This window comes from Pseudomonas sp. TH06 (assembly GCF_016651305.1).
Taxonomy (GTDB): domain Bacteria; phylum Pseudomonadota; class Gammaproteobacteria; order Pseudomonadales; family Pseudomonadaceae; genus Aquipseudomonas.
This window is the reverse complement of the sequence record NZ_JAEKEC010000001.1, coordinates 99,135-120,109: the sequence shown is the minus strand read 5'-3', so window position 1 is coordinate 120,109 and position 20,975 is coordinate 99,135. Positions and strand designations below refer to the sequence as shown.

The window sequence follows — 20,975 nt, the reverse complement described above, 5'->3', positions numbered from 1 at the left end:
GCCTTTGCGGGCGTGGAGTCTATTTTGGTGGATAGACTTTTTTGATGAACTCTATGTCTTTATTTGAAAGGAGCATGCCACCCAAGATATTTTCTTTATTCCAGACCAGGAAGCCTGGGAAGTCGTAATGCATAATCGAATCTTGGTCGTAAGGTACTGCGTGTTGTTGGCTTCTGTCCATTTTCTTCAATACTTGTTCGTAGGTGATCTCTTTCGCCCAACCATGTCGTTCTTTGTAGTGTTTGTAGACGTAAGGCAAATTCCAGTCAATGGTGGCATCTGGGTGCTGATGTTCGTGTGCCAAACCAAGTGCGTGACCAAATTCATGCAAAATGGTTCTCTCCAGGTCCTCAAGTGAATCGTCTGGCTCTACCTCGAAATGCATGGTGGGTTGGTCTTTGGGTATATTTAATGCGCCTATTCCCACAATGCACCAATTTCCCCGATTGTGGAGTGGGCTGTCCGATATTCGGATGTGTGCTTTTTTTACATCGTCAATGAACTCTATCTTCAGATTGATGTACGGGGTCCAGGCTTTGATCGTTGATTTCAGAAGGTAGATAAAATCTTGATCTTCTACAAAAAAGCCTACTTTTAAAGTTGAATGTTGCGGCCAGAAATGCGTGTCGTAGGCGATGCTGCGCTTTTCGCGGTGACTCCCAGTATTATTCGAATCTGTGGATTGATCCTCAGTTGGTATGAGGGTTGCGCAACTAAATAGTTTGGCCATTTTATCTTCCGTTATGTTGGGTTGTTGTTTGTCAGGCACTTCTCGCATGGCGATAACTTGCGAGTTATTAAAATAGGTGCTGGGCGGAAGATAATGGTTTGCGAAAGTTTGTGGTGGTTGTTTGTGTTGCAGTTTGCAACTTTGAATAAGGTTAAGTTTGAGAGGTTTCAGGAGTAATAAGCTAAAGAGTGAGCGCGGTTCGTGTTTATGTATTCCCGCACGGCATTGCACCGTGCGGGATATAAGTTTTACGAGCGATGTCGGATAATGAAGTTTCGAATGCGTTGCGCCGCTTCAACACATTCCGCCAGTGGTGCAACCAACGCCATCCGCACTCGACCCGCACCCGGATTGACGCCATCCACGTCACGCGACAAGTAGGAGCCCGGCACAGCAGTCACATGTTCTTCGGCAAACAGATCCCGACAGAACGCGGCATCATCGCCTTGCACATTCGGCCACAAGTAGAAACTGCCATCCGGCCGTTGTACGTCCATCACCGGGCCGAGAATCTCCAGTACCGCGTCGAACTTCTCGCGATACAACGCACGGTTGGCGCGTACATGCACTTCGTCATTCCATGCGGCGACGCTGGCCAGTTGGGTTTGTACCGGCATCGCACAACCGTGATAGGTGCGATAAAGCAGGAAACCCTTGAGGATATCGGCGTCGCCGGCGACGAAGCCGGAGCGCAGGCCGGGCAGGTTGGAGCGCTTGGACAAGCTGTGGAACACCACGCAGCGTTTGAAGTCCTTGCGGCCCAGTTCGACGCAGGCTGTGAGCAGGCCCGGCGGCGGTGTCTGCTCGTCGAAGTACAGTTCGCTGTAGCACTCGTCAGCGGCGATCACGAAGTCGTATTCGTCGGCCAGGGCGATGAGTTTTTTCAGGGTCTCGACCGGGATCAGCGCGCCGGTCGGGTTGCCCGGCGAGCACAGGAACAGGATCTGGCAGCGCTTCCAGATTTCTGGCGAAACCGCATCAAAGTCAGGGTTGAAGCCGTTTTCATCAAGGCACGGCAGGTAATGCGGCTTGGCCCCGGCGAGGAACGCGGCACCTTCGTAGATCTGGTAGAACGGGTTCGGGCTGACTACCAGTGCGTCGTCGCCACGGTTGACCACGGTCTGAGTGAACGCGAACAACGCTTCACGGGTGCCGTTGACCGGCAGCACGTTGCGCGCCGGATCGATCCAGCCGGTTGGTACGCCAAAGCGACGTTCGCACCAGCCAGCGATGGCTTCGCGCAAGGCTGGAATGCCCAAGGTGGTCGGGTACACCGCCATCTGATCCAGACTGTTTGCCAACGCCTCGGCGACGAAGCTTGGCGAACGGTGTTTCGGCTCACCGATCGACAGCGCGATCGGGCGCTTGTCCGGGTTTGGCGTTACGGTGCCGAGCAGGGCGCGGAGCTTCTCGAACGGGTAGGGCTGGAGCTGGTTCAGGGCGTTGTTCATTTGGGCCTCTTTTAGTGTGCAAGAGAGATTCTGTGGTGAGTGGATTTATCCCCGATGGGCTCCGGAGCGGCCCTGAAACCATTCACTGCGGTTTAACTGAAGGTCCGCATTCATAGGTTTCACGACTGCTGCGCAGCCGATCGGGGATAAATCCCCTCGCCACAGGGATTTTATGTACCGGGGAAATGCAGGAATCTGCTTTCACAGGGATAAAACGGGTGATTCAAATACTGATTCGCGAAAGCTTGATATCCGGTTCCTGATTGACGCTCAACTGTTCCACGATCGCATCCTGCAAGCGGCTGCACAGCAAGGGGTCGGACAGCGGTTGGTTGTGGGCGTCGGTAATAAAGAACACGTCCTCTACCCGTTCGCCCAATGTCGCAATCTTGGCGTTCTGCAGCGACAGGTCGAACTCGAGGAAGATCCCGCCGATCCGCGCCAGCAAACCCGGGCGATCCGGTGCGGTCAGTTCCAGCACCGTCACCGGTCGCTGAGCATCGTTATGGATCGTCACCTGCGGTGCGAAGGCAAAGTGCTTCAGCTGGCGCGGTACCCGGCGCTGAATGATCGTTGGGTAGTCGTCCGGATTGCGCAGGGCTTCGGTCAGGCCCTCACGGATCTGCTTGATCCGTGCCGGGTTGTCGCCGATGGATTCACCGTCGTTGTCGAGCACGATATAGGTGTCGAGGGTGAACTGGCTGCTCGAGGTAATGACCCGGGCGTCGTGAATGTTCAGGTTGAGCTGATCCATCGCGGCCACGGTTACGGCGAAGAAGTCGTGTTGATCCGGCGCGTAAATGAAGATCTGCGTGCCGCCCTCGAACTCGCGCTGGGTGGTTTCCTTGATCAGCACCAGCGGCCCGCCATCGGCCGGCTGCTGGAGGATCGCGTCACTGTGCCAGGCCACGTCACCGGCGGTGTGGCGCAGGAAATAGTCATCGCCCAGTTGCGCCCACAATTGCTCGACATCGTCCGGATCGGTGCCGCCGCGCACCAGAATGTCCAGCGCAGCGCTCTGGGTCTGGCGAATCTGCTCTTCGCGATCCACCGGGTTTTCCAGACCACGGCGCAGGGCACGCTTGGTTTCGGTGTAGAGCTGGCGCAACAGGCTGGCGCGCCATGAGTTCCACAGTGTCGGGTTGGTGGCGTTGATGTCGGCCACGGTCAGCACGTACAGGTAGTCGAGGCGGGTTTCGTCGCCGACGGCCTGGGCGAAGTCATGAATCACCTGCGGATCGGACAAGTCCTTGCGCTGCGCGGTGGTCGACATCACCAAGTGGTTTTGCACCAGCCAGACGATCAGGCGACTGTCCCACACCGGTAATTGGTGGCGCTGGCAGAACGCTTCGGCATCGACTGCGCCGATTTCCGAGTGATCGCCATGCCGGCCTTTGCCAATGTCGTGATACAGGCCCGCCATGTAGATGAGTTCGGGCTTTGGCAGTTTGGCCATGAGCTTGGCGGCCAGCGGGAATTTTTCCGAGACCTGAGTGTACTGAAGCTTACGCAGGTGCTTGATCAGGTTCAGCGTGTGCGCATCGACTGTATAGATGTGGAACAGGTCGTGCTGCATCTGTCCGACGATGAAGCCGAATTCCGGCAGATAACGCCCGAGAATTCCGTAACGGTTCATCCGGCGCAGGTTGCGGTGGATGCCGATCTTGCACTTGAACAGCTCGATAAACAGGCTGGTATTGCGGATGTCGTTGCGGAAATTGTCATCGATCAGATGACGGTTTTCGCGCAGCAGGCGAATGGTGTCGGCGCGCACGCCTTTGATTTCGGGCTGCTGAGCCATCAGTACGAAGATTTCGAGCATGGCGAACGGCGTGCGACGGAACACGTTGTCGTTGCGCGCCTCGATATAGCCATCGTGCAACTGGAAGCGTGAGTTGATCGGCTGCGGCGGCGCTTCATCTTCCGGCGCGAGGATGACTTCCTCGAAATGCTGGATGATCAGGTCGCTGAGCTGGGCGATGCTCATCACCACCCGGAAATACTGTTGCATGAAGTTCTCGACGGCCTGTTTGGCGTCATCCCCTTCAAAACCCAGCAGTCCGGCAATGGTGCGCTGATGATCGAACAATAAGCGGTCTTCCGAGCGACCCGCGAGCATGTGCAAGGCATATCGCACTTTCCAGAGAAACTCCTGGGAAGAGGCGAGCAGGGCGTTTTCGCTTTCGACCAAAAAGCCTTCGCCAGCGAGAGCGCGCAGATTGAGGGTGCCGTACTGACGCCGGGCAACCCACAGAATCGTCTGGATATCCCGCAGTCCGCCGGGCGAGCCCTTGACGTTGGGTTCCAGGTTGTATTCGGTATCGTTGTATTTGTGGTGACGCGACTTCTGTTCGGCACGCTTGGCCAGAAAGAACTCCTTGGCTGGCCACATGTGTGCGGTGCTGGTGACGTCGAGCATGCGTTGGCGCAGGCGCTCGGGGCCGCAAATGGTGCGGCTTTCCATCAGGTTGGTGACCACCGTCAGGTCCGCGCGGGCCTCTTGGGCACATTCATCGACCGAGCGAACGCTCTGACCGACTTCCAGGCCGATGTCCCACAGCAAGGTGAGAAAGCGCTCGATGGAATCGCGGAAAACTTCGTGATCGGCGCTGTCCAGCAGGATCAGCAGATCGATGTCGGAATAGGGGTGCAATTCACCTCGACCATAACCACCGACCGCGACCAGTGCGATGTCGGCGTCTTCACTCCAGTTGAACTGCTCCCAGGCCTTTTGCAGGATGTTGTCGACGAACCAGGCGCGGTCCTCGATCAGCCGACGGATATCACGGCCGTTGCGAAAACGTGCGTCGAGCACTTCGCGAGCCTGACGGATCGCCTTCTTGAACGCGGCGATAGGGCTCGCTTTCAGGGCCAGTTCAGCCTGGAACTGGCCACGGTCGAAGAGTTCGGGATCCACCTGCGGCATCGATTGGCTTTCCTTCTATAAGGCTGGGAGCGTTCTTGGGGTCAGGCCGAAGTGCGCGGGATGGTGTCGTCGGCGCGCAGGGTGAAGATCTCGTAGCCGGTGTCAGTGACCAGCAGGGTGTGTTCCCACTGCGCCGAAAGCTTGCGGTCCTTGGTGATCGCGGTCCAGCCGTCGCCCAACACTTTGGTGTCGGCCTTGCCCTGGTTGATCATCGGCTCGATGGTGAAGGTCATGCCGGCCTTCAGTTCCATGCCGGTGCCGGCGCGGCCGTAGTGCAGGATTTGCGGCTCTTCGTGGAAAACCTTGCCGATGCCGTGGCCGCAGAACTCGCGAACCACCGAGAAGCCGTTCTTTTCGGCGTGCTTCTGGATGACTTCACCGATATCACCCAGGCGGCAGCCGGGTTTGACGATTTCGATGGCCTTGTACATGCATTCCTGGGTGATCTGCGAGAGACGCTCGGCCCAGACTGGCACGGTGCCGACGTGAAACATGCGGCTCGTATCGCCGTGGTAACCGTCCTTGATCACGGTGACGTCGATGTTCAGGGTGTCGCCGTTTTTCAGTGGCTTGTCATTCGGGATGCCGTGGCAGACCACGTGGTTGATCGAGGTGCAGATCGACTTCGGGTAGCCCTTGTAGTTGAGCGGGGCAGGGATGGCGTGCTGCACGTCGACGATGTAGTCGTGGCAGATCTGGTTCAGCTCATCGGTGGTAACACCCGGTTTGACGTGTTCGGCAATCATTTCCAGCACATCGGCGGCCAGTTTGCCGGCGACACGCATGCCAGCGATGTCCTCGGGAGTTTTGAGGTTGACGGTCATACAGGCTCTCTCTGCGCTCGGCGGCGCTTGCTGATACGAATAGGGTGGCAGGTGTTCGTTTTGCGACCCTGAAAAACGCGATTCTACCAGACGGAAGGAGCAAATCCGCGCCTGCGTGCATCGCTTCTCTCTATACAATGGTGCGCTCGGGGCCGATTCCAAGGGGGCTGAGCCCATGTCCTTGGTGCGATTGCAGATTTCGGGTTCCGTTTCTGCCTTCCCTGTGATATAAAATGCGCCGCTTTCCGGGGATACCCCGAAAGGCTTAAATCCACACACGTGTCGACACGATGACCTGGGTGCTTTTGGCTTTATGCCACTGGTTGGTCATTGGGATACGTGGAGGCCAAACCCGACTTATTAAGGAACTATCATGTCCCAAGTCAACATGCGCGATATGCTGAAGGCCGGTGTGCACTTCGGTCACCAAACCCGTTACTGGAATCCGAAAATGGGTAAGTACATTTTCGGCGCGCGTAACAAGATTCACATCATCAACCTTGAAAAAACCCTGCCAATGTTCAACGAAGCTCTGACTTTCGTAGAGCGCCTGGCCCAGGGCAAAAACAAGATTCTGTTCGTCGGCACCAAGCGTTCCGCTGGCAAGATCGTTGCTGAAGAAGCAGCACGTTGCGGTTCGCCGTACGTCGATCACCGCTGGTTGGGCGGCATGCTGACCAACTTCAAAACCATTCGTGCTTCCATCAAGCGTCTGCGTGACCTTGAAGTTCAAGCCGAAGACGGTACTTTCGCCAAGCTGACCAAGAAAGAAGCGCTGATGCGCTCCCGTGATCTTGAGAAGCTGGATCGCTCCCTGGGCGGCATCAAGGACATGGGCGGTCTGCCAGACGCACTGTTCGTGATCGACGTTGACCACGAGCGCATCGCGATCACCGAAGCCAACAAGCTGGGCATCCCGGTTATCGGCGTTGTCGATACCAACAGCAGCCCGGAAGGCGTTGACTACATCATCCCGGGCAACGATGACGCAATCCGCGCTATCCAGCTGTACATGGGTTCGATGGCTGACGCAGTTATCCGTGGTCGCAACAATGTTGGCGGCGGCACTGTAGAATTCGCAGCTGAAGAAACTCAGGCTGCAGCTGAGTAATTAACGCCCTGGCGTTGACTCAGTAAGCAAAAAGGGGGCTTGGCCCCCTTTTTGCCACCTCGAAAACCGTTGTCGGCGCCCACTTGTGGCAGCGCTCGCCCTGCACCTGTAATGTGCAGCGGCTACAACGGTGGTTCGGGAAGAATTGAACGCCCGTTCGATCGGGTGGAATGGTTGAAAACCTATCCAAGAGGAATTTGAAAATGGCAGCAATTACTGCGGCGTTGGTTAAAGAACTGCGCGAGCGTACCGGCGAAGGCATGATGGATTGCAAGAAAGCCCTGGAAAAGGCTGACGGCGACATCGAAAAAGCCATTGATGACATGCGTGCTTCGGGCGCAATCAAGGCTGCCAAAAAAGCTGGCAACGTTGCCGCTGAAGGCGCCATCGCTCTGAAAGAAGACGGCAAATCTGCTGTTCTGCTGGAAGTGAACTCGCAGACCGACTTCCTGGCTCTGCAGGACGACTTCAAGGCATTCGTTGCTCAAAGCATCGAAAAAGCGTTTGCCGACAAGCTGACAGACGTTGCTCCATTGATCGAAGCTCAAGAAGCTGCTCGCCTGGTACTGGTCGGCAAGGTTGGCGAAAACGTCAACATCCGTCGCCTGGTTCGCGTTGAAGGTGATGTTGTTGGTGGCTACCTGCACGGCAACAAGATCGGTGTTGCAGTTGTTCTGAAAGGCGGCGACGTTGAGCTGGCCAAGGACATCGCTATGCACGTAGCGGCGACCAACCCGGAGTTCCTGCTGCCATCGGAAGTTTCCGCTGAAGCGATCGAACGTGAGAAAGGCGTTTTCCTGAGCCTGAACGCTGACAAGATCGCCGGCAAGCCGGAAAACATTGTTGAGAACATGGTCAAAGGCCGTATCAACAAGTTCCTGGCTGAAGCGAGCCTGGTTGAGCAGGCGTTCGTCAAGAACCCTGAAATCAAGGTTGGCGAACTGGCCAAGAAAGCCGGTGCTGAAATCGTTTCCTTCACTTACTTCAAAGTAGGCGAAGGCATCGAGAAGCCGGTCGACAACTTCGCTGAAGAAGTTGCTGCCCAGCTGGCTGCCGCCAAGCAATAAGACGGTTTTCAACTGTCGCCCGAAAGAGGCTGCCCGCTCACGCGCGCAGCCTCTTTTCAGATGGGGTTATCAATTTTTAATTGGTTTCCACTTGGAACTGACTTACAAAGCCATGTTCCGATGGCGCTGAAGCAGCGCCAAGCTAGAGTGAACGCCAGCTGTAAACAGCTCGCAAAGAATTTTTAAATACGCCGCAGGAGAGATTCGCAATGGCTCAGCAGGGCAGTGGTTATCAGGCTCGCTATAAACGCATTCTACTCAAGCTTAGCGGCGAGGCCCTGATGGGCTCGGAAGAGTTCGGGATCGATCCAAAGGTGCTGGATCGGATGGCGCTGGAAGTCGGCCAACTGGTCGGTATCGGCGTACAGGTCGGTCTGGTGATCGGCGGTGGCAACCTGTTCCGCGGTGAAGCGCTGAGCAAAGCCGGCATGGATCGGGTTACAGGCGACCACATGGGCATGCTGGCCACTGTGATGAACGCCTTGGCCATGCGCGACGCCTTGGAGCGTGCGAATATCTCGGCCATCGTCATGTCGGCCATTTCCATGGTTGGCGTGACCGATCATTATGATCGCCGAAAAGCCATGCGCCACCTGAACTCCAAGGACGTCGTGATCTTCGCGGCCGGTACCGGCAATCCGTTCTTTACCACGGATTCGGCAGCCTGCCTGCGTGCAATCGAAATCGATGCCGACGTCGTGCTGAAGGCGACCAAGGTCGATGGCGTCTACACCGCAGACCCGTTCAAAGACCCGCATGCCGAGAAGTTCGATCATCTGACTTATGATGAAGTTCTGGATCGCAAGCTGGGTGTAATGGACCTGACGGCTATTTGCCTGTGCCGCGACCACAAAATGCCGCTGCGCGTATTCAACATGAACAAGCCCGGCGCCCTGCTGAACATCGTGCATGGCGGCGCTGAAGGCACTCTGATCGAGGAAGGTCAACAATGATCAACGAAATCAAGAAAGACGCTCAAGAGCGCATGCAGAAATCCCTCGAATCCCTGGCCCACGCATTTGGTCAGATTCGTACCGGTAAAGCCCACCCAAGCATTCTGGGCAGCGTGATGGTGCCGTACTACGGCGCAGACACCTCCATCACCCAAGTGGCCAACATCACGGTAAAAGACTCGCGCACCCTGCAAGTCGTGGCGTTCGAGCGCAATATGCTCGCGGCTGTCGACAAGGCAATCCAGAGCGCTGGCCTGAACCTCAATCCGACCAACCTGGGCGAATTGTTGCTGATCTCCATGCCAGCCTTGACCGAGGAAACCCGTAAGGGCTTTACCAAGCAGGCTCGTAGCGCAGCAGAAGATGCTCGTGTAGCTGTGCGCAACATCCGTCGTGATGCGCTGGGCGAGCTGAAGAAACTGGTCAAGGACAAGGAAATCAGTGAAGACGAAGAGCGTCGCGCAGCCACTGATATCCAGAAGCTTACCGATAAGGCTGAGGCCGATATCGATGCGGCTACCAAGCAAAAAGAAGCGGATCTGATGGCCGTATAAGGTTCGAGTTTTAAATGGACAAGACCAAGCAGACTGCGCCGTCCGCGGTGCCGCGCCATGTCGCGATCATCATGGATGGCAACAATCGCTGGGCGAAAAAACGCTTTATGCCGGGTGTCGCCGGGCATAAAGCGGGCGTGGATGCTGTGCGGGCTGTCATTGAGGTGTGCGCTGAGGCCAAGGTTGAAGTGTTGACCCTGTTCGCCTTTTCCAGTGAGAACTGGCAGCGCCCGGCCGATGAAGTCAGTGCCTTGATGGATCTGTTCTTCAAAGCCTTGCGTCGTGAAGCCAAGCGTCTCAATGACAACAACATCAGCCTGCGCATCATCGGCGATCGTTCGCGCTTTCATCCGGAGCTTCAAGCCGCGATGCGCGAAGCCGAGGCCATGACCGCAGGTGCCAATCGCTTCATCCTGCAGATTGCCGCCAATTACGGTGGTCAGTGGGATATCGCGCAAGCCGCGCAGCGCCTGGCCCGCGAAGTCCAGGCCGGGCATCTGCGCCCGGAAGACATTACCCCTGATCTGCTGCAAACCTGTCTGGCGACCGGCGATCTGCCGTTGCCGGACCTGTGCATTCGCACGGGTGGCGAGCACCGCATCAGCAACTTCCTGCTGTGGCAACTGGCTTACGCCGAGTTGTATTTCTCCGACCTGTTCTGGCCGGACTTCAAACACGATGCCATGCGCAATGCGCTGGCCGATTTCGCTTCGCGTCAGCGTCGTTTCGGTAAAACGAGCGAGCAGATCGAAGCTGGAGCCCGGGTTTAATGCTTAAACAACGAATCATCACTGCGCTGATCCTGCTGCCGATTGCCTTGTGCGGGTTTTTCCTGCTCGAAGGTTCGGCTTTTGCGCTGTTCATCGGTCTGGTCGTAAGCCTCGGCGCCTGGGAATGGGCGCGTCTGGCGCGCTTTACCGCGCAATCGTTCCGCGTCGGCTTTGCCGCTGTCGTCGCATTGATGTTGTTCGTCATGTACGTGCTGCCTGGTCTTGCGCCTTGGGTGCTGGGTGCTTCGGTGTTGTGGTGGGCAGTAGCAACGTTTCTGGTGTTGACGTACCCACGCTCCAGCGAGCATTGGTCCAGTGCGGCCACCAAGCTGGTGATCGGCCTGTTGATTCTGCTGCCGGCCTGGCAAGGTCTGGTGCAGATCAAGCAATACCCGTTGGGTAACTGGCTGATCATGGCGGTAATGGTGCTGGTCTGGGGCGCAGATATCGGCGCCTATTTCTCCGGTCGTGCATTCGGCAAGCGCAAGTTGGCGCCTCAGGTCAGTCCGGGTAAAAGCTGGGAAGGCGTATACGGTGGTCTGGCGTTGAGCCTGGTGATTACCGCCATTGTCGGGCTGGTGCGCGACTGGACGGTGGCAGAGTTGCTCAAAGGCTTGATCGGCGCTGCACTGATCGTATTTATCTCGGTCGTCGGTGACCTCACCGAAAGCATGTTCAAGCGTCAGTCCGGCATCAAGGACAGCAGCAATCTGCTGCCGGGCCATGGTGGTGTGCTTGATCGCATCGACAGCCTGACGGCTGCCATTCCAGTCTTCGCTGTATTGCTGTGGATGGCTGCGCCGTGAGCCGCCCGCAACAGATTACCGTTCTGGGGGCTACCGGCTCGATCGGTCTGAGCACTCTGGATGTGATTGCTCGTCACCCTGAGCGTTATCAGGTTTTTGCCTTGAGTGGTTTCACTCGTCTGGCTGAGCTGCTGGCCTTGTGCGTACGTCATGTGCCGCAGTTTGCCGTGGTACCGGAAGTCGCCGCCGCTCGCGGTTTGCAGGACGATTTGCGTGCAGCCGGTTTGCCGACTCGCGTGCTGGTGGGGGAGGAGGGCCTGTGTCAGGTCGCCTCTGCGCCGGAAGTCGATGCGGTCATGGCGGCGATCGTCGGTGCTGCGGGCCTGCGCCCGACGCTGGCTGCCGTCGAGGCGGGCAAGAAGATCCTGCTGGCCAATAAAGAGGCGCTGGTGATGTCCGGCGCCTTGTTCATGCAGGCTGTACGCAAGAGTGGTTCGGTGCTGCTGCCGATCGACAGCGAGCACAACGCGATTTTCCAGTGCATGCCGCAGGATTTCGCTCGTGGATTGAGCAAGGTCGGTGTTCGTCGGATTTTACTCACAGCCTCTGGCGGACCGTTCCGACAGACACCCATGAGTGAGTTGGCGCATGTTTCACCTGATCAGGCATGTGCGCACCCGAACTGGTCCATGGGGCGCAAGATTTCCGTGGATTCGGCGAGCATGATGAATAAAGGTCTCGAACTGATCGAGGCCTGCTGGTTGTTTGATGCCAAACCGTCGCAAGTCGAGGTGGTGATTCATCCGCAGAGCGTGATTCACTCGCTGGTCGATTATGTCGATGGTTCGGTGTTGGCGCAGTTGGGCAATCCCGACATGCGCACGCCGATTGCCAATGCGCTGGCCTGGCCGGAGCGAATTGATTCCGGCGTGGCGCCGCTGGACCTGTTTGCGGTCGCGCGTCTGGACTTCGAAGCGCCGGATGAAGAGCGCTTCCCATGTCTGCGTCTGGCGCGGCAGGCTGCCGAGGCGGGCGACAGCGCACCGGCAATGCTCAATGCGGCCAATGAAGTAGCGGTGGCAGCGTTTCTCGACGGACGGGTTCGTTACCTGGAAATCGCGAGTATCATCGAGGAGGTCTTGAGCCTTGAGCCGGTTGTTGCCTTGGGCGATCTCGATGCGGTTTTCACGGCAGACGCCAGGGCGCGAGTCCTGGCAGAACAATGGTTGAAGCGTCACGGCCGATAGATCTGGAAACACAATGGCTTCACGCGGCACTGAACGGGATTGCGGAGAAAGTAGATGAGCGCGCTCTATATGATTGCCGGCACCCTGATCGCTTTGGGTGTGTTGGTCACCTTTCACGAATTCGGCCATTTCTGGGTCGCGCGTCGTTGCGGCGTCAAGGTTCTGCGCTTTTCCGTAGGCTTCGGTATGCCGTTGCTGCGCTGGCACGACAAGCAAGGCACTGAGTTCGTCGTCGCTGCCATCCCGTTGGGTGGTTACGTCAAGATGCTCGATGAGCGTGAAGGTGAAGTGCCGGTCGATCAGCTTGATCAGTCGTTCAATCGCAAGTCCGTTCGCCAGCGTATCGCCATTGTCGCAGCCGGCCCTATTGCCAACTTCCTTTTGGCTTTGGTGTTTTTCTGGGTACTGGCCATGCTCGGTAGCGAGCAGGTACGTCCAGTGATCGGGGCGGTTGAGTCCGGTAGTCTTGCGGCCAAGGCTGGTTTGAGCGCAGGTCAGGAGATTGTCGCGATCGATGGCGAGCCGACCACTGGCTGGGCAGCCGTCAATCTGCAGCTGGTTCGCCGACTCGGTGAAAGCGGCTCGTTGCAATTGCTGGTCCGCGAGCAGGGTTCTACCGCAGATTCGCCGCGCGAACTGATGCTGGATCACTGGCTCAAAGGTGCTGATGAGCCGGATCCGATCCGTTCTCTGGGTATTCGTCCATGGCGTCCGGCCTTGCCGCCGGTGCTTGCCGAGCTGGATCCGAAAGGCCCGGCTCAGGCTGCTGGCCTGAAAACCGGTGATCGTCTGTTGGCGCTTGATGGCCAGGCACTCAATGACTGGCAGCAAGTGGTTGATACGGTTCGTACGCGTCCTGATACCAAAATCATGCTGCGCGTCGAACGTGATGGTGCTCAAATCGACGTCCCGGTGACCTTGGCCGCTCGCGGTGAAAGCAAGTCGCCAAGCGGTTATCTGGGGGCCGGCGTGAAAGCGATCGACTGGCCGCCGGAGATGATTCGCGAGGTCAGTTACGGGCCGTTGGCCGCAATTGGCGAGGGTGCCCGTCGCACTTGGACCATGAGCATTCTGACGCTCGATTCACTGAAGAAAATGCTCTTCGGCGAGCTCTCGGTAAAAAACTTGAGTGGACCGATAACCATTGCTAAAGTGGCGGGCGCTTCTGCCCAGTCGGGCGTTGCTGATTTCCTGAATTTCCTTGCTTATCTGAGTATTAGCCTGGGGGTTCTGAATTTGCTGCCCATTCCTGTACTGGATGGGGGGCATTTGTTGTTTTATCTGATCGAGTGGGCGCGTGGTCGTCCCTTGTCGGATCGGGTGCAAGGTTGGGGGATACAGATCGGTATCAGTTTGGTGGTCGGGGTGATGTTGCTTGCTCTGGTCAACGATCTGGGTCGACTGTAACGCTTCGCTGAATTGCGAATCTGCCGCATTTTGCGGCAGTTTGTTTATTGCCAGTTGGAATAAGAAAGGACTTCATGAAACGTCTGCTGCTAACTGCGGTTCTCACCGTATTGATGATCGCCGAAGTTCACGCCGAGTCCTTCACTATCTCTGATATTCGCGTCAATGGCCTCCAGCGGGTCTCCGCGGGTAGTGTCTTTGGTGCCTTGCCGTTGAACGTCGGCGAGCAGGCGGATGATCGTCGCCTGGTGGAATCCACTCGTGCGTTGTTCAAAACCGGTTTCTTTCAAGATATCCAGCTGGGCCGCGAAGGCAACGTTCTGGTAATCACGGTTGTCGAGCGCCCATCCGTCGCCAGTATCGAGATCGAAGGTAACAAGGCGATCTCCACTGAAGACCTGATGAAAGGTCTCAAGCAATCCGGTCTGGCCGAAGGCGAGATCTTCCAGCGCGCCACCCTTGAAGGTGTGCGTAACGAACTGCAACGTCAGTACGTTGCACAGGGCCGTTACTCGGCGACCGTCGATACCGAAGTGGTATCGCAGCCACGTAACCGCGTCGGTCTGAAAGTGAAGATCAACGAAGGCACCGTTGCTGCCATTCAGCACATCAACGTGGTGGGCAACACGGTTTTCCCTGAGGATGACCTGACCGATCTGTTCGAGCTGAAAACCACCAACTGGCTGTCGTTCTTCAAGAACGATGACAAATATGCCCGTGAAAAACTCTCCGGTGACCTGGAGCGTCTGCGTTCCTACTACCTGGACCGCGGCTATATCAACATGGACATCGCTTCGACTCAGGTGTCCATCACCCCGGACAAGAAGCACGTCTACATCACCGTCAACGTGACCGAGGGCGAGAAGTACACCGTTCGCGACGTCAAACTCAGCGGTGATCTGAAAGTTCCTGAAGATCAGGTCAAGTCCTTGTTGCTGGTGCAGAAAGGCCAGGTGTTCTCGCGCAAGCTCATGACCACCACCTCCGAACTGATCACCCGCCGCCTGGGTAACGAGGGTTACACCTTCGCCAACGTCAACGGCGTACCTCAGCCGCACGATGATGACCACACCGTGGACATCCTGTTTGCTGTCGATCCGGGCAAGCGTGCCTACGTCAACCGCATCAACTTCCGTGGCAACACCAAGTCCGAAGACGAAGTGCTGCGTCGTGAAATGCGTCAGATGGAAGGTGGCTGGGCTTCGACCTACCTGATCGACCAGTCCAAGACCCGTCTTGAACGTCTGGGCTTCTTCAAGGAAGTCAACGTCGAAACCCCGGCTGTTCCGGGTGTCGATGACCAGGTTGACGTGAATTACAGCGTTGAAGAGCAGGCTTCCGGCTCGATCACTGCCAGCGTTGGTTTTGCTCAGAGCGCCGGTCTGATCCTCGGTGGTTCTATCACCCAGAACAACTTCCTGGGTACCGGTAACCGCGTCAGCGTCGGTCTGACCCGAAGCGAATACCAGAGCCGCTACAACTTCGGCTACGTTGACCCGTACTGGACCGCCGATGGCGTGAGCCTGGGTTACAACGCGTTTTATCGCACCACTGACTACAAAGACCTCGACGTCGACGTAGCAAGCTATGCGGTAGACAGCCTGGGTGCCGGCGTGAACGTGGGCTACCCGATCAGCGAGACTTCGCGTCTGACCTTCGGTCTGTCCGCGCAGCAAGACAAGATCAAGACCGGTACTTACACCGTTGACGAGATTTTCGACTTCGTTAAGCAGGAAGGCGACCAATACCTGAACTTCAAGGCATCGGCCGGCTGGTCCGAGTCCACTTTGAACAAAGGCGTATTGCCAACCCGTGGTCGTTCGCAGAGCCTGACCCTGGAAACCACCATTCCAGGTAGCGACCTGTCGTTCTACAAACTCGATTACCGTGGTCAGCTTTTCCAGCCGATCAGCGAGAACTACACCCTGCGTCTGCACACCGAACTGGGTTATGGCGACGGTTACGGTTCGACCGACGGCTTGCCGTTCTATGAAAACTACTATGCTGGTGGTTTCAACTCGGTTCGTGGTTTCAAGGACAGCACGCTGGGTCCGCGCAGTACCCCGAGCAAGGGTACTAACCCGGGCACGCTGGCAGACCCGGATCAGGATCCGCTGCCGTTCGGTGGTAACGTCCTGATTCAGGGTGGTGTCGAAGTCCTGTTCCCGCTGCCATTCGTCAAGGATCAGCGTTCCCTGCGTACTTCGGTATTCTGGGATGTGGGTAACGTGTTTGACTCGCAGTGCAAAGATACTGTTAACGCCGACGGCTCGAAGTCCAGCACCAAGTGCAACGACATCAGCCTGAGCAACATGGCCAGTTCCGTCGGTGTTGGCGTGACCTGGGTCACCGCACTGGGTCCTCTGAGCTTCGCGTTGGCCATGCCGATCAAGAAACCGGATGACGCTGAAACTCAAGTGTTCCAATTCTCCCTCGGCCAGACGTTCTAAGCGTCTGACCCAAGATAACGACAATGGATTTTGTAGGAGTGCATCGTGCGTAAGTTGACTCAATTGGTTCTCCTGGCCTCCGTACTGGTGGCAGGCCCGGCATTTGCCGACATGAAAATCGCTGTCTTGAACTATCAGATGGCGCTGCTGGAATCCGATTCGGCGAAGAAGTACGCCGTGGATGCCGAGAAAAAGTTCGGTCCTCAACTGACCAAACTGAAGACCCTGGAAAGCAGTGCCAAGGGTATTCAGGACCGTCTGATGGCCGGTGGCGACAAGATGCAGCAAGGCGAGCGTGAGCGTCTGGAGCTGGAATTCAAGCAAAAGGCCCGTGACTTCCAGTTCCAGTCCAAGGAGCTGAACGAAGCCAAAGCCGTTGCCGACCGCGAAATGCTCAAGCAACTGAAGCCGAAACTGGATAGCGCAGTGGAAGAAGTCATCAAGAAAGGTGGTTTTGACCTGGTGTTCGAGCGTGGTGCAGTGATTGATGTCAAACCTCAGTACGACATCACGCGCCAGGTTATCGAGCGCATGAATCAGCTGAAGTAACCCATGACCGTGACTATCAAGCTCGGCCAGCTGGCCGAGTTCCTCGGCGCCACCCTGCGTGGCGACCCGGAGAAGCAAATTACTGGGCTAGCCACTTTGCAAGAGGCTGGCCCAGCTCAGTTGAGCTTTCTGGCAAATCCTCAATATCGCAAATACCTGGCGGGTTCGCAGGCAGCAGCGTTGCTGCTCAAGGAAGCGGATGCCGAAGGTTTTGCCGGTAATGCACTGGTCGTGCCGGACCCTTATCTGGCTTACGCCCGTATCTCTCACTTGTTCGATCCCAAGCCAAAAGCCACTGCGGGTATCCATCCCTCAGCGGTGATTGCAGCAGATGCGGTGGTTGATCCGAGCGCCAGCGTCGGGCCTTTTGTGGTGATCGAGACCGGTGCGCGGATTGGTGCGCAAGTGACGTTGGGCGCGCATTGCGTGATCGGTGCGCGTAGTGAAATCGGTGAGGGCGGCTGGCTCGCTCCACGGGTGACGCTGTATCACGATGTGCGCATCGGCAAGCGTGTGGTGATTCAGTCCGGTGCCGTGCTCGGTGGTGAAGGCTTCGGCTTCGCCAATGAGAAAGGTATCTGGCAGAAAATCGCCCAGATCGGTGGCGTGACCATTGGCGACGATGTCGAGATCGGCGTGAATACTGCCATCGACCGCGGTGCTTTGGCCGATACCGTGATCGGCAATGGCGTGAAGCTCGATAACCAGATTCAGATTGCCCACAACGTCCAGGTCGGTGATCACACCGCGATGGCAGCGTGCGTGGGGATTTCCGGCAGCACCAAAATCGGCAAGCACTGCATGCTCGCCGGTGGTGTCGGTCTGGTCGGCCACATTGATATTTGCGACAACGTTTTCCTGACCGGGATGACCATGGTGACCCACTCGATTACCGAGCCGGGTGCCTATTCTTCCGGCACAGCCATGCAACCGGCGGCCGAATGGCGCAAAAGCGCGGCACGCATCCGTCAGCTCGATGACATCGCGCGGCGTTTGAAACAGCTGGAAAAGCGCGTAGGGGAAGTGACCCCTGACGGCAATGCTTCATCAGATGGCTGATACCATTTCCATATCAAGTGTGCACAGCCGCTAGACTGCCTCCTTGATTTGCTAGAGGAGTGCGCGTCAGTCGCGCTCCCAATCTTTACATAGGCTTCCCCCCGAAATGATGGACATCAACGAGATTCGCGAATACCTGCCTCACCGTTACCCGTTCCTGCTGGTGGACCGGGTGGTGGAACTGGACACTGAAGGCAAGCGCATTCGCGCCTACAAGAATGTCAGCATCAATGAGCCGTTCTTCAATGGTCACTTCCCTGCGCATCCAATCATGCCGGGCGTACTGATCATCGAGGCGATGGCTCAGGCTGCCGGGATCCTCGGTTTCAAAATGCTCGACGTCAAACCGGCCGACGGCACCCTGTATTACTTCGTCGGCTCCGACAAGCTGCGTTTTCGCCAGCCTGTGCTGCCGGGCGACCAGTTGATCCTGGAAGCCAAGTTCATCAGCTGCAAGCGCCAGATCTGGAAATTCGAATGCCAGGCTTCGGTCGACGGCAAGCCAGTCTGTTCCGCTGAAATCATCTGCGCGGAACGCAAGCTATGAGTTTGATTGACCCTCGCGCAATCATCGATCCGTCGGCCGTACTGGCTGACGGCGTCGAGGTCGGCCCGTGGTCGATCATCGGCGCAGGTGTGGAAATCGGCGAGGGTACCGTGATCGGGCCGCATGTGATCCTCAAAGGTCCGACCCGCATCGGTAAGCACAATCGCATCTACCAGTTTTCCTCGGTAGGCGAAGACACGCCTGATCTGAAGTACAAGGGTGAAGATACCCGTCTGGTGATCGGCGACCACAACGTCATCCGCGAAGGCGTGACGATTCACCGTGGTACCGTGCAGGACCGCTCCGAAACCACGCTGGGCGATCACAACCTGATCATGGCCTATGCCCATATCGGTCATGACAGCGTCATTGGCAACCACTGCATTCTGGTCAACAACACAGCATTGGCCGGCCATGTGCACGTCGAAGACTGGGCGATCCTCTCCGGGTTCACCCTGGTGCATCAGTATTGCCACATCGGCGCCCACAGCTTTTCCGGCATGGGTACCGCCATCGGCAAGGATGTTCCGGCGTACGTCACGGTGTTTGGTAACCCTGCCGAAGCGCGCAGCATGAACTTCGAAGGCATGCGCCGTCGCGGTTTCAGCGAAGACGCTATCCATGCATTGCGCCGCGCCTACAAAACCGTTTATCGCCAAGGACTGACCGTCGAGCAGGCCCTGGCAGAGCTGGCCGAGCCTGCGGCCCAGTTCCCGGAAGTTGCGGTGTTCCGCGATTCCATCCAGTCGTCGACTCGCGGCATCACTCGCTGATCATGGCCAATTTGCGTATTGCGCTGGTGGCGGGTGAGGCTTCCGGTGACATTCTGGGCGCCGGTCTTATGCGCGCTCTCAAGGCACAGCATCCGGCGGTCGAGTTCATCGGTGTCGGCGGTCCGCTGATGCAGGCTGAGGGTCTCACCTCTTATTTCCCCATGGAACGCTTGTCGGTCATGGGGTTGGTGGAGGTCCTCGGCCGGCTGCGTGAGTTGCTCAAGCGCCGCAAGGACCTGATCGCCACGCTGATCGCCGAGAAACCGGACGTGTTCATCGGTATCGATGCGCCGGATTTCAACCTCAATATCGAACTCAAGCTGCGTCAGGCCGGAATCAAGACCGTGCACTACGTCAGCCCGTCGGTGTGGGCGTGGCGGCAGAAGCGCGTGCTGAAGATTCGCGAAGGCTGCGACCTGATGCTGACGCTGTTGCCGTTCGAAGCAAAATTCTACGAAGAGAAGGACGTACCGGTGCGGTTCGTCGGTCATACCCTGGCCGATACCATTCCACTGGCGGCTGATCGAGCCGCTGCCCGTGCTGAACTGGGCTTGCCCGACGGCCCGCTGGTGGCGCTGATGCCTGGCAGTCGCGGCGGAGAAGTCAGCCGTCTGGGCGCACTTTTCCTCGACACTGCCGAGCGTCTGCGTGCCATGCGCCCGGGGTTGCGTTTCGTCATGCCGTGCGCCAATGCAGAGCGTCGCGCGCAGATCGAGGCGCTGCTGGTCGGTCGCGATCTGCCGGTGACGTTGCTTGACGGCAAATCCCATCTGGCCTTGGCAGCGTGCAACGCAGTGCTGATTGCTTCCGGCACGGCCACCCTCGAAGCGCTGCTGTACAAGCGGCCGATGGTGGTGGCTTATCGCTTGGCGCCACTGACGTTCTGGATTCTCAAGCGCATGGTCAAGAGCCCGTATGTGTCCTTGCCTAACCTGCTGGCCCAGCGCTTGCTGGTGCCGGAACTGTTGCAGGATGATGCGACAGTTGACACCTTGGCGCAGACCTTGTCGCCATTGATCGAGGGCGGTGAAGAACAGACCCGCGGCTTTGACGAGATTCATCGCACGCTGCGCCGGGACGCTTCCAATCAGGCGGCGGACGCCGTCCTCAACCTGATCGGTCAAACACGATGAGCAAGAAAGATATGCAAATGGGCCTGGATTTCACCCTGGTCGCCGAAGTCGAAGAACTGGTTGCCGGTGTCGATGAAGTCGGTCGCGGCCCATTGTGCGGTGCGGTGGTGACGGCGGCGGTGATTCTCGATCCGAACCGGCCGATTCTCGGGCTCAACGACTCGAAGAAACTCACCGAAGCCAAGCGCGAAAAGCTCTACGACGAGATCATCGAGAAGTCGCTGAGCTGGTGCATCGCCCGCGCCGAAGTCGAAGAAATCGACGAGTTGAACATTCTCCACGCGACGATGCTGGCCATGCAGCGCGCAGTGGCGGGGCTGCACATTCAGCCGAAACTGGCGATGATCGATGGCAACCGCTGCCCGAAATTGCCGATGCGCGCTGAAGCGGTGGTGCAGGGTGACGGCAAGGTGCCGGCGATTGCCGCCGCGTCGATTCTGGCCAAGGTCAGCCGTGACCGCGAGATGGCCGCGTTTGAACTGATCTACCCGGGTTACGGCATTGGTGGCCATAAAGGCTACCCGACGCCCGTTCATCTGGAAGCGTTGGTGCGTCTTGGCCCGACACCGATTCACCGGCGCTCGTTTGCGCCGGTGCGTCAGGCTTATGAAGCATTGGAAGGCTTGACGCAGGTTTAGTCGCAAGGCTGATGTTTTGTTCGAGGCCCGGTACAATCCG

General features: G+C 57.5%; 19 protein-coding genes. 15 read left to right on the top strand and 4 right to left on the bottom strand.

From position 1 onward, the window contains the following. Positions 1-19 precede the first annotated feature (19 nt). The 4 genes from JFT86_RS00675 to map form a co-directional block, all read right to left on the bottom strand. Positions 20-730: a M12 family metallopeptidase gene (locus tag JFT86_RS00675; protein ID WP_201234253.1), complete on the bottom strand. Its 711-nt coding sequence runs from the start codon at positions 728-730 to the stop codon at positions 20-22. Between the two features lie 248 nt (positions 731-978). Further along, the gene (dapC, locus tag JFT86_RS00670; protein WP_201235021.1) at positions 979-2,181 is read right to left on the bottom strand and encodes a succinyldiaminopimelate transaminase; all 1,203 of its coding nucleotides are present in this window, start codon (positions 2,179-2,181) and stop codon (positions 979-981) included. 223 nt (positions 2,182-2,404) lie between these two features. Then, positions 2,405-5,107 (bottom strand): [protein-PII] uridylyltransferase, encoded by a 2,703-nt coding sequence (locus JFT86_RS00665; protein WP_201235020.1) that lies wholly within the window; start codon positions 5,105-5,107, stop codon positions 2,405-2,407. A gap of 41 nt (positions 5,108-5,148) precedes the next feature. Beyond that, positions 5,149-5,931 (bottom strand): type I methionyl aminopeptidase, encoded by a 783-nt coding sequence (map, locus tag JFT86_RS00660; RefSeq protein ID WP_201235019.1) that lies wholly within the window; start codon positions 5,929-5,931, stop codon positions 5,149-5,151. Positions 5,932-6,304: 373 nt separating this feature from the next. On the opposite strand from map, the gene rpsB reads away from it, so the two are divergent. The 15 genes from rpsB to rnhB all read left to right on the top strand — a co-directional run bounded on the left by rpsB (position 6,305) and on the right by rnhB (position 20,935). Continuing rightward, a complete protein-coding gene (rpsB, locus tag JFT86_RS00655; RefSeq protein ID WP_103303035.1) occupies positions 6,305-7,042 on the top strand; it encodes a 30S ribosomal protein S2 in 738 nt (245 codons plus the stop codon). A 203-nt stretch (positions 7,043-7,245) separates the two neighbouring features. Continuing rightward, complete coding sequence (tsf, locus tag JFT86_RS00650) at positions 7,246-8,109, top strand: translation elongation factor Ts (protein ID WP_201235018.1); 864 nt, start codon at positions 7,246-7,248, stop codon at positions 8,107-8,109. A 209-nt stretch (positions 8,110-8,318) separates the two neighbouring features. After that, on the top strand, positions 8,319-9,062 hold the full coding sequence (pyrH, locus tag JFT86_RS00645; RefSeq protein WP_003222124.1) for a UMP kinase: 744 nt from the start codon (positions 8,319-8,321) through the stop codon (positions 9,060-9,062). Beyond that, complete coding sequence (gene frr, locus JFT86_RS00640) at positions 9,059-9,616, top strand: ribosome recycling factor (protein ID WP_095189365.1); 558 nt, start codon at positions 9,059-9,061, stop codon at positions 9,614-9,616. The genes pyrH and frr overlap by 4 nt, the downstream gene beginning before the upstream one ends. Before the next feature lie 14 nt (positions 9,617-9,630). Then, on the top strand, positions 9,631-10,386 hold the full coding sequence (gene uppS / locus JFT86_RS00635; RefSeq protein ID WP_064120741.1) for a polyprenyl diphosphate synthase: 756 nt from the start codon (positions 9,631-9,633) through the stop codon (positions 10,384-10,386). Continuing rightward, a complete protein-coding gene (locus tag JFT86_RS00630; RefSeq protein WP_201235017.1) occupies positions 10,386-11,192 on the top strand; it encodes a phosphatidate cytidylyltransferase in 807 nt (268 codons plus the stop codon). The genes uppS and JFT86_RS00630 overlap by 1 nt, the downstream gene beginning before the upstream one ends. Further along, a complete protein-coding gene (ispC, locus tag JFT86_RS00625; protein WP_201235016.1) occupies positions 11,189-12,379 on the top strand; it encodes a 1-deoxy-D-xylulose-5-phosphate reductoisomerase in 1,191 nt (396 codons plus the stop codon). Before JFT86_RS00630 ends, ispC begins: the two co-directional genes overlap by 4 nt. 54 nt (positions 12,380-12,433) lie before the next feature. After that, positions 12,434-13,786: a sigma E protease regulator RseP gene (rseP, locus tag JFT86_RS00620; protein ID WP_201235015.1), complete on the top strand. Its 1,353-nt coding sequence runs from the start codon at positions 12,434-12,436 to the stop codon at positions 13,784-13,786. Between the two features lie 74 nt (positions 13,787-13,860). After that, positions 13,861-16,236: an outer membrane protein assembly factor BamA gene (gene bamA, locus JFT86_RS00615; RefSeq protein WP_201235014.1), complete on the top strand. Its 2,376-nt coding sequence runs from the start codon at positions 13,861-13,863 to the stop codon at positions 16,234-16,236. Between the two features lie 45 nt (positions 16,237-16,281). Continuing rightward, positions 16,282-16,785, top strand: a complete 504-nt coding sequence (locus JFT86_RS00610) for an OmpH family outer membrane protein (protein ID WP_201235013.1) — start codon at positions 16,282-16,284, stop codon at positions 16,783-16,785. Between the two features lie 3 nt (positions 16,786-16,788). Next, positions 16,789-17,844 carry a UDP-3-O-(3-hydroxymyristoyl)glucosamine N-acyltransferase gene (gene lpxD, locus JFT86_RS00605; RefSeq protein WP_201235012.1) on the top strand — a complete coding sequence of 352 codons (1,056 nt, stop codon included), beginning with the start codon at positions 16,789-16,791 and terminating at the stop codon, positions 17,842-17,844. A 106-nt stretch (positions 17,845-17,950) separates the two neighbouring features. Next, complete coding sequence (fabZ, locus tag JFT86_RS00600; protein ID WP_003222142.1) at positions 17,951-18,391, top strand: 3-hydroxyacyl-ACP dehydratase FabZ; 441 nt, start codon at positions 17,951-17,953, stop codon at positions 18,389-18,391. Then, positions 18,388-19,164: an acyl-ACP--UDP-N-acetylglucosamine O-acyltransferase gene (gene lpxA, locus JFT86_RS00595; protein WP_201235011.1), complete on the top strand. Its 777-nt coding sequence runs from the start codon at positions 18,388-18,390 to the stop codon at positions 19,162-19,164. The genes fabZ and lpxA overlap by 4 nt, the downstream gene beginning before the upstream one ends. Positions 19,165-19,166: 2 nt before the next feature. Then, positions 19,167-20,297 (top strand): lipid-A-disaccharide synthase, encoded by a 1,131-nt coding sequence (lpxB, locus tag JFT86_RS00590; protein ID WP_201235010.1) that lies wholly within the window; start codon positions 19,167-19,169, stop codon positions 20,295-20,297. An 11-nt stretch (positions 20,298-20,308) separates the two neighbouring features. Beyond that, positions 20,309-20,935: a ribonuclease HII gene (rnhB, locus tag JFT86_RS00585; RefSeq protein ID WP_027611036.1), complete on the top strand. Its 627-nt coding sequence runs from the start codon at positions 20,309-20,311 to the stop codon at positions 20,933-20,935. Positions 20,936-20,975: the final 40 nt, after the last annotated feature.

Bases quoted from the DNA above. Each gene is read 5' to 3' on its own strand.
- JFT86_RS00665 (WP_201235020.1), bottom strand. From the start codon at position 5,107: ATGCCGCAGGTGGATCCCGAACTCTTCGACCGTGGCCAGTTCCAGGCT.
- bamA (WP_201235014.1), top strand. From the start codon at position 13,861: ATGAAACGTCTGCTGCTAACTGCGGTTCTCACCGTATTGATGATCGCC.
- JFT86_RS00675 (WP_201234253.1), bottom strand. From the start codon at position 730: ATGGCCAAACTATTTAGTTGCGCAACCCTCATACCAACTGAGGATCAA.
- rnhB (WP_027611036.1), top strand. From the start codon at position 20,309: ATGCAAATGGGCCTGGATTTCACCCTGGTCGCCGAAGTCGAAGAACTG.
- map (WP_201235019.1), bottom strand. From the start codon at position 5,931: ATGACCGTCAACCTCAAAACTCCCGAGGACATCGCTGGCATGCGTGTC.
- rseP (WP_201235015.1), top strand. From the start codon at position 12,434: ATGAGCGCGCTCTATATGATTGCCGGCACCCTGATCGCTTTGGGTGTG.
- lpxA (WP_201235011.1), top strand. From the start codon at position 18,388: ATGAGTTTGATTGACCCTCGCGCAATCATCGATCCGTCGGCCGTACTG.
- frr (WP_095189365.1), top strand. From the start codon at position 9,059: ATGATCAACGAAATCAAGAAAGACGCTCAAGAGCGCATGCAGAAATCC.
- pyrH (WP_003222124.1), top strand. From the start codon at position 8,319: ATGGCTCAGCAGGGCAGTGGTTATCAGGCTCGCTATAAACGCATTCTA.
- lpxB (WP_201235010.1), top strand. From the start codon at position 19,167: ATGGCCAATTTGCGTATTGCGCTGGTGGCGGGTGAGGCTTCCGGTGAC.
- tsf (WP_201235018.1), top strand. From the start codon at position 7,246: ATGGCAGCAATTACTGCGGCGTTGGTTAAAGAACTGCGCGAGCGTACC.
- fabZ (WP_003222142.1), top strand. From the start codon at position 17,951: ATGATGGACATCAACGAGATTCGCGAATACCTGCCTCACCGTTACCCG.
- uppS (WP_064120741.1), top strand. From the start codon at position 9,631: ATGGACAAGACCAAGCAGACTGCGCCGTCCGCGGTGCCGCGCCATGTC.
- lpxD (WP_201235012.1), top strand. From the start codon at position 16,789: ATGACCGTGACTATCAAGCTCGGCCAGCTGGCCGAGTTCCTCGGCGCC.
- dapC (WP_201235021.1), bottom strand. From the start codon at position 2,181: ATGAACAACGCCCTGAACCAGCTCCAGCCCTACCCGTTCGAGAAGCTC.
- rpsB (WP_103303035.1), top strand. From the start codon at position 6,305: ATGTCCCAAGTCAACATGCGCGATATGCTGAAGGCCGGTGTGCACTTC.
- JFT86_RS00630 (WP_201235017.1), top strand. From the start codon at position 10,386: ATGCTTAAACAACGAATCATCACTGCGCTGATCCTGCTGCCGATTGCC.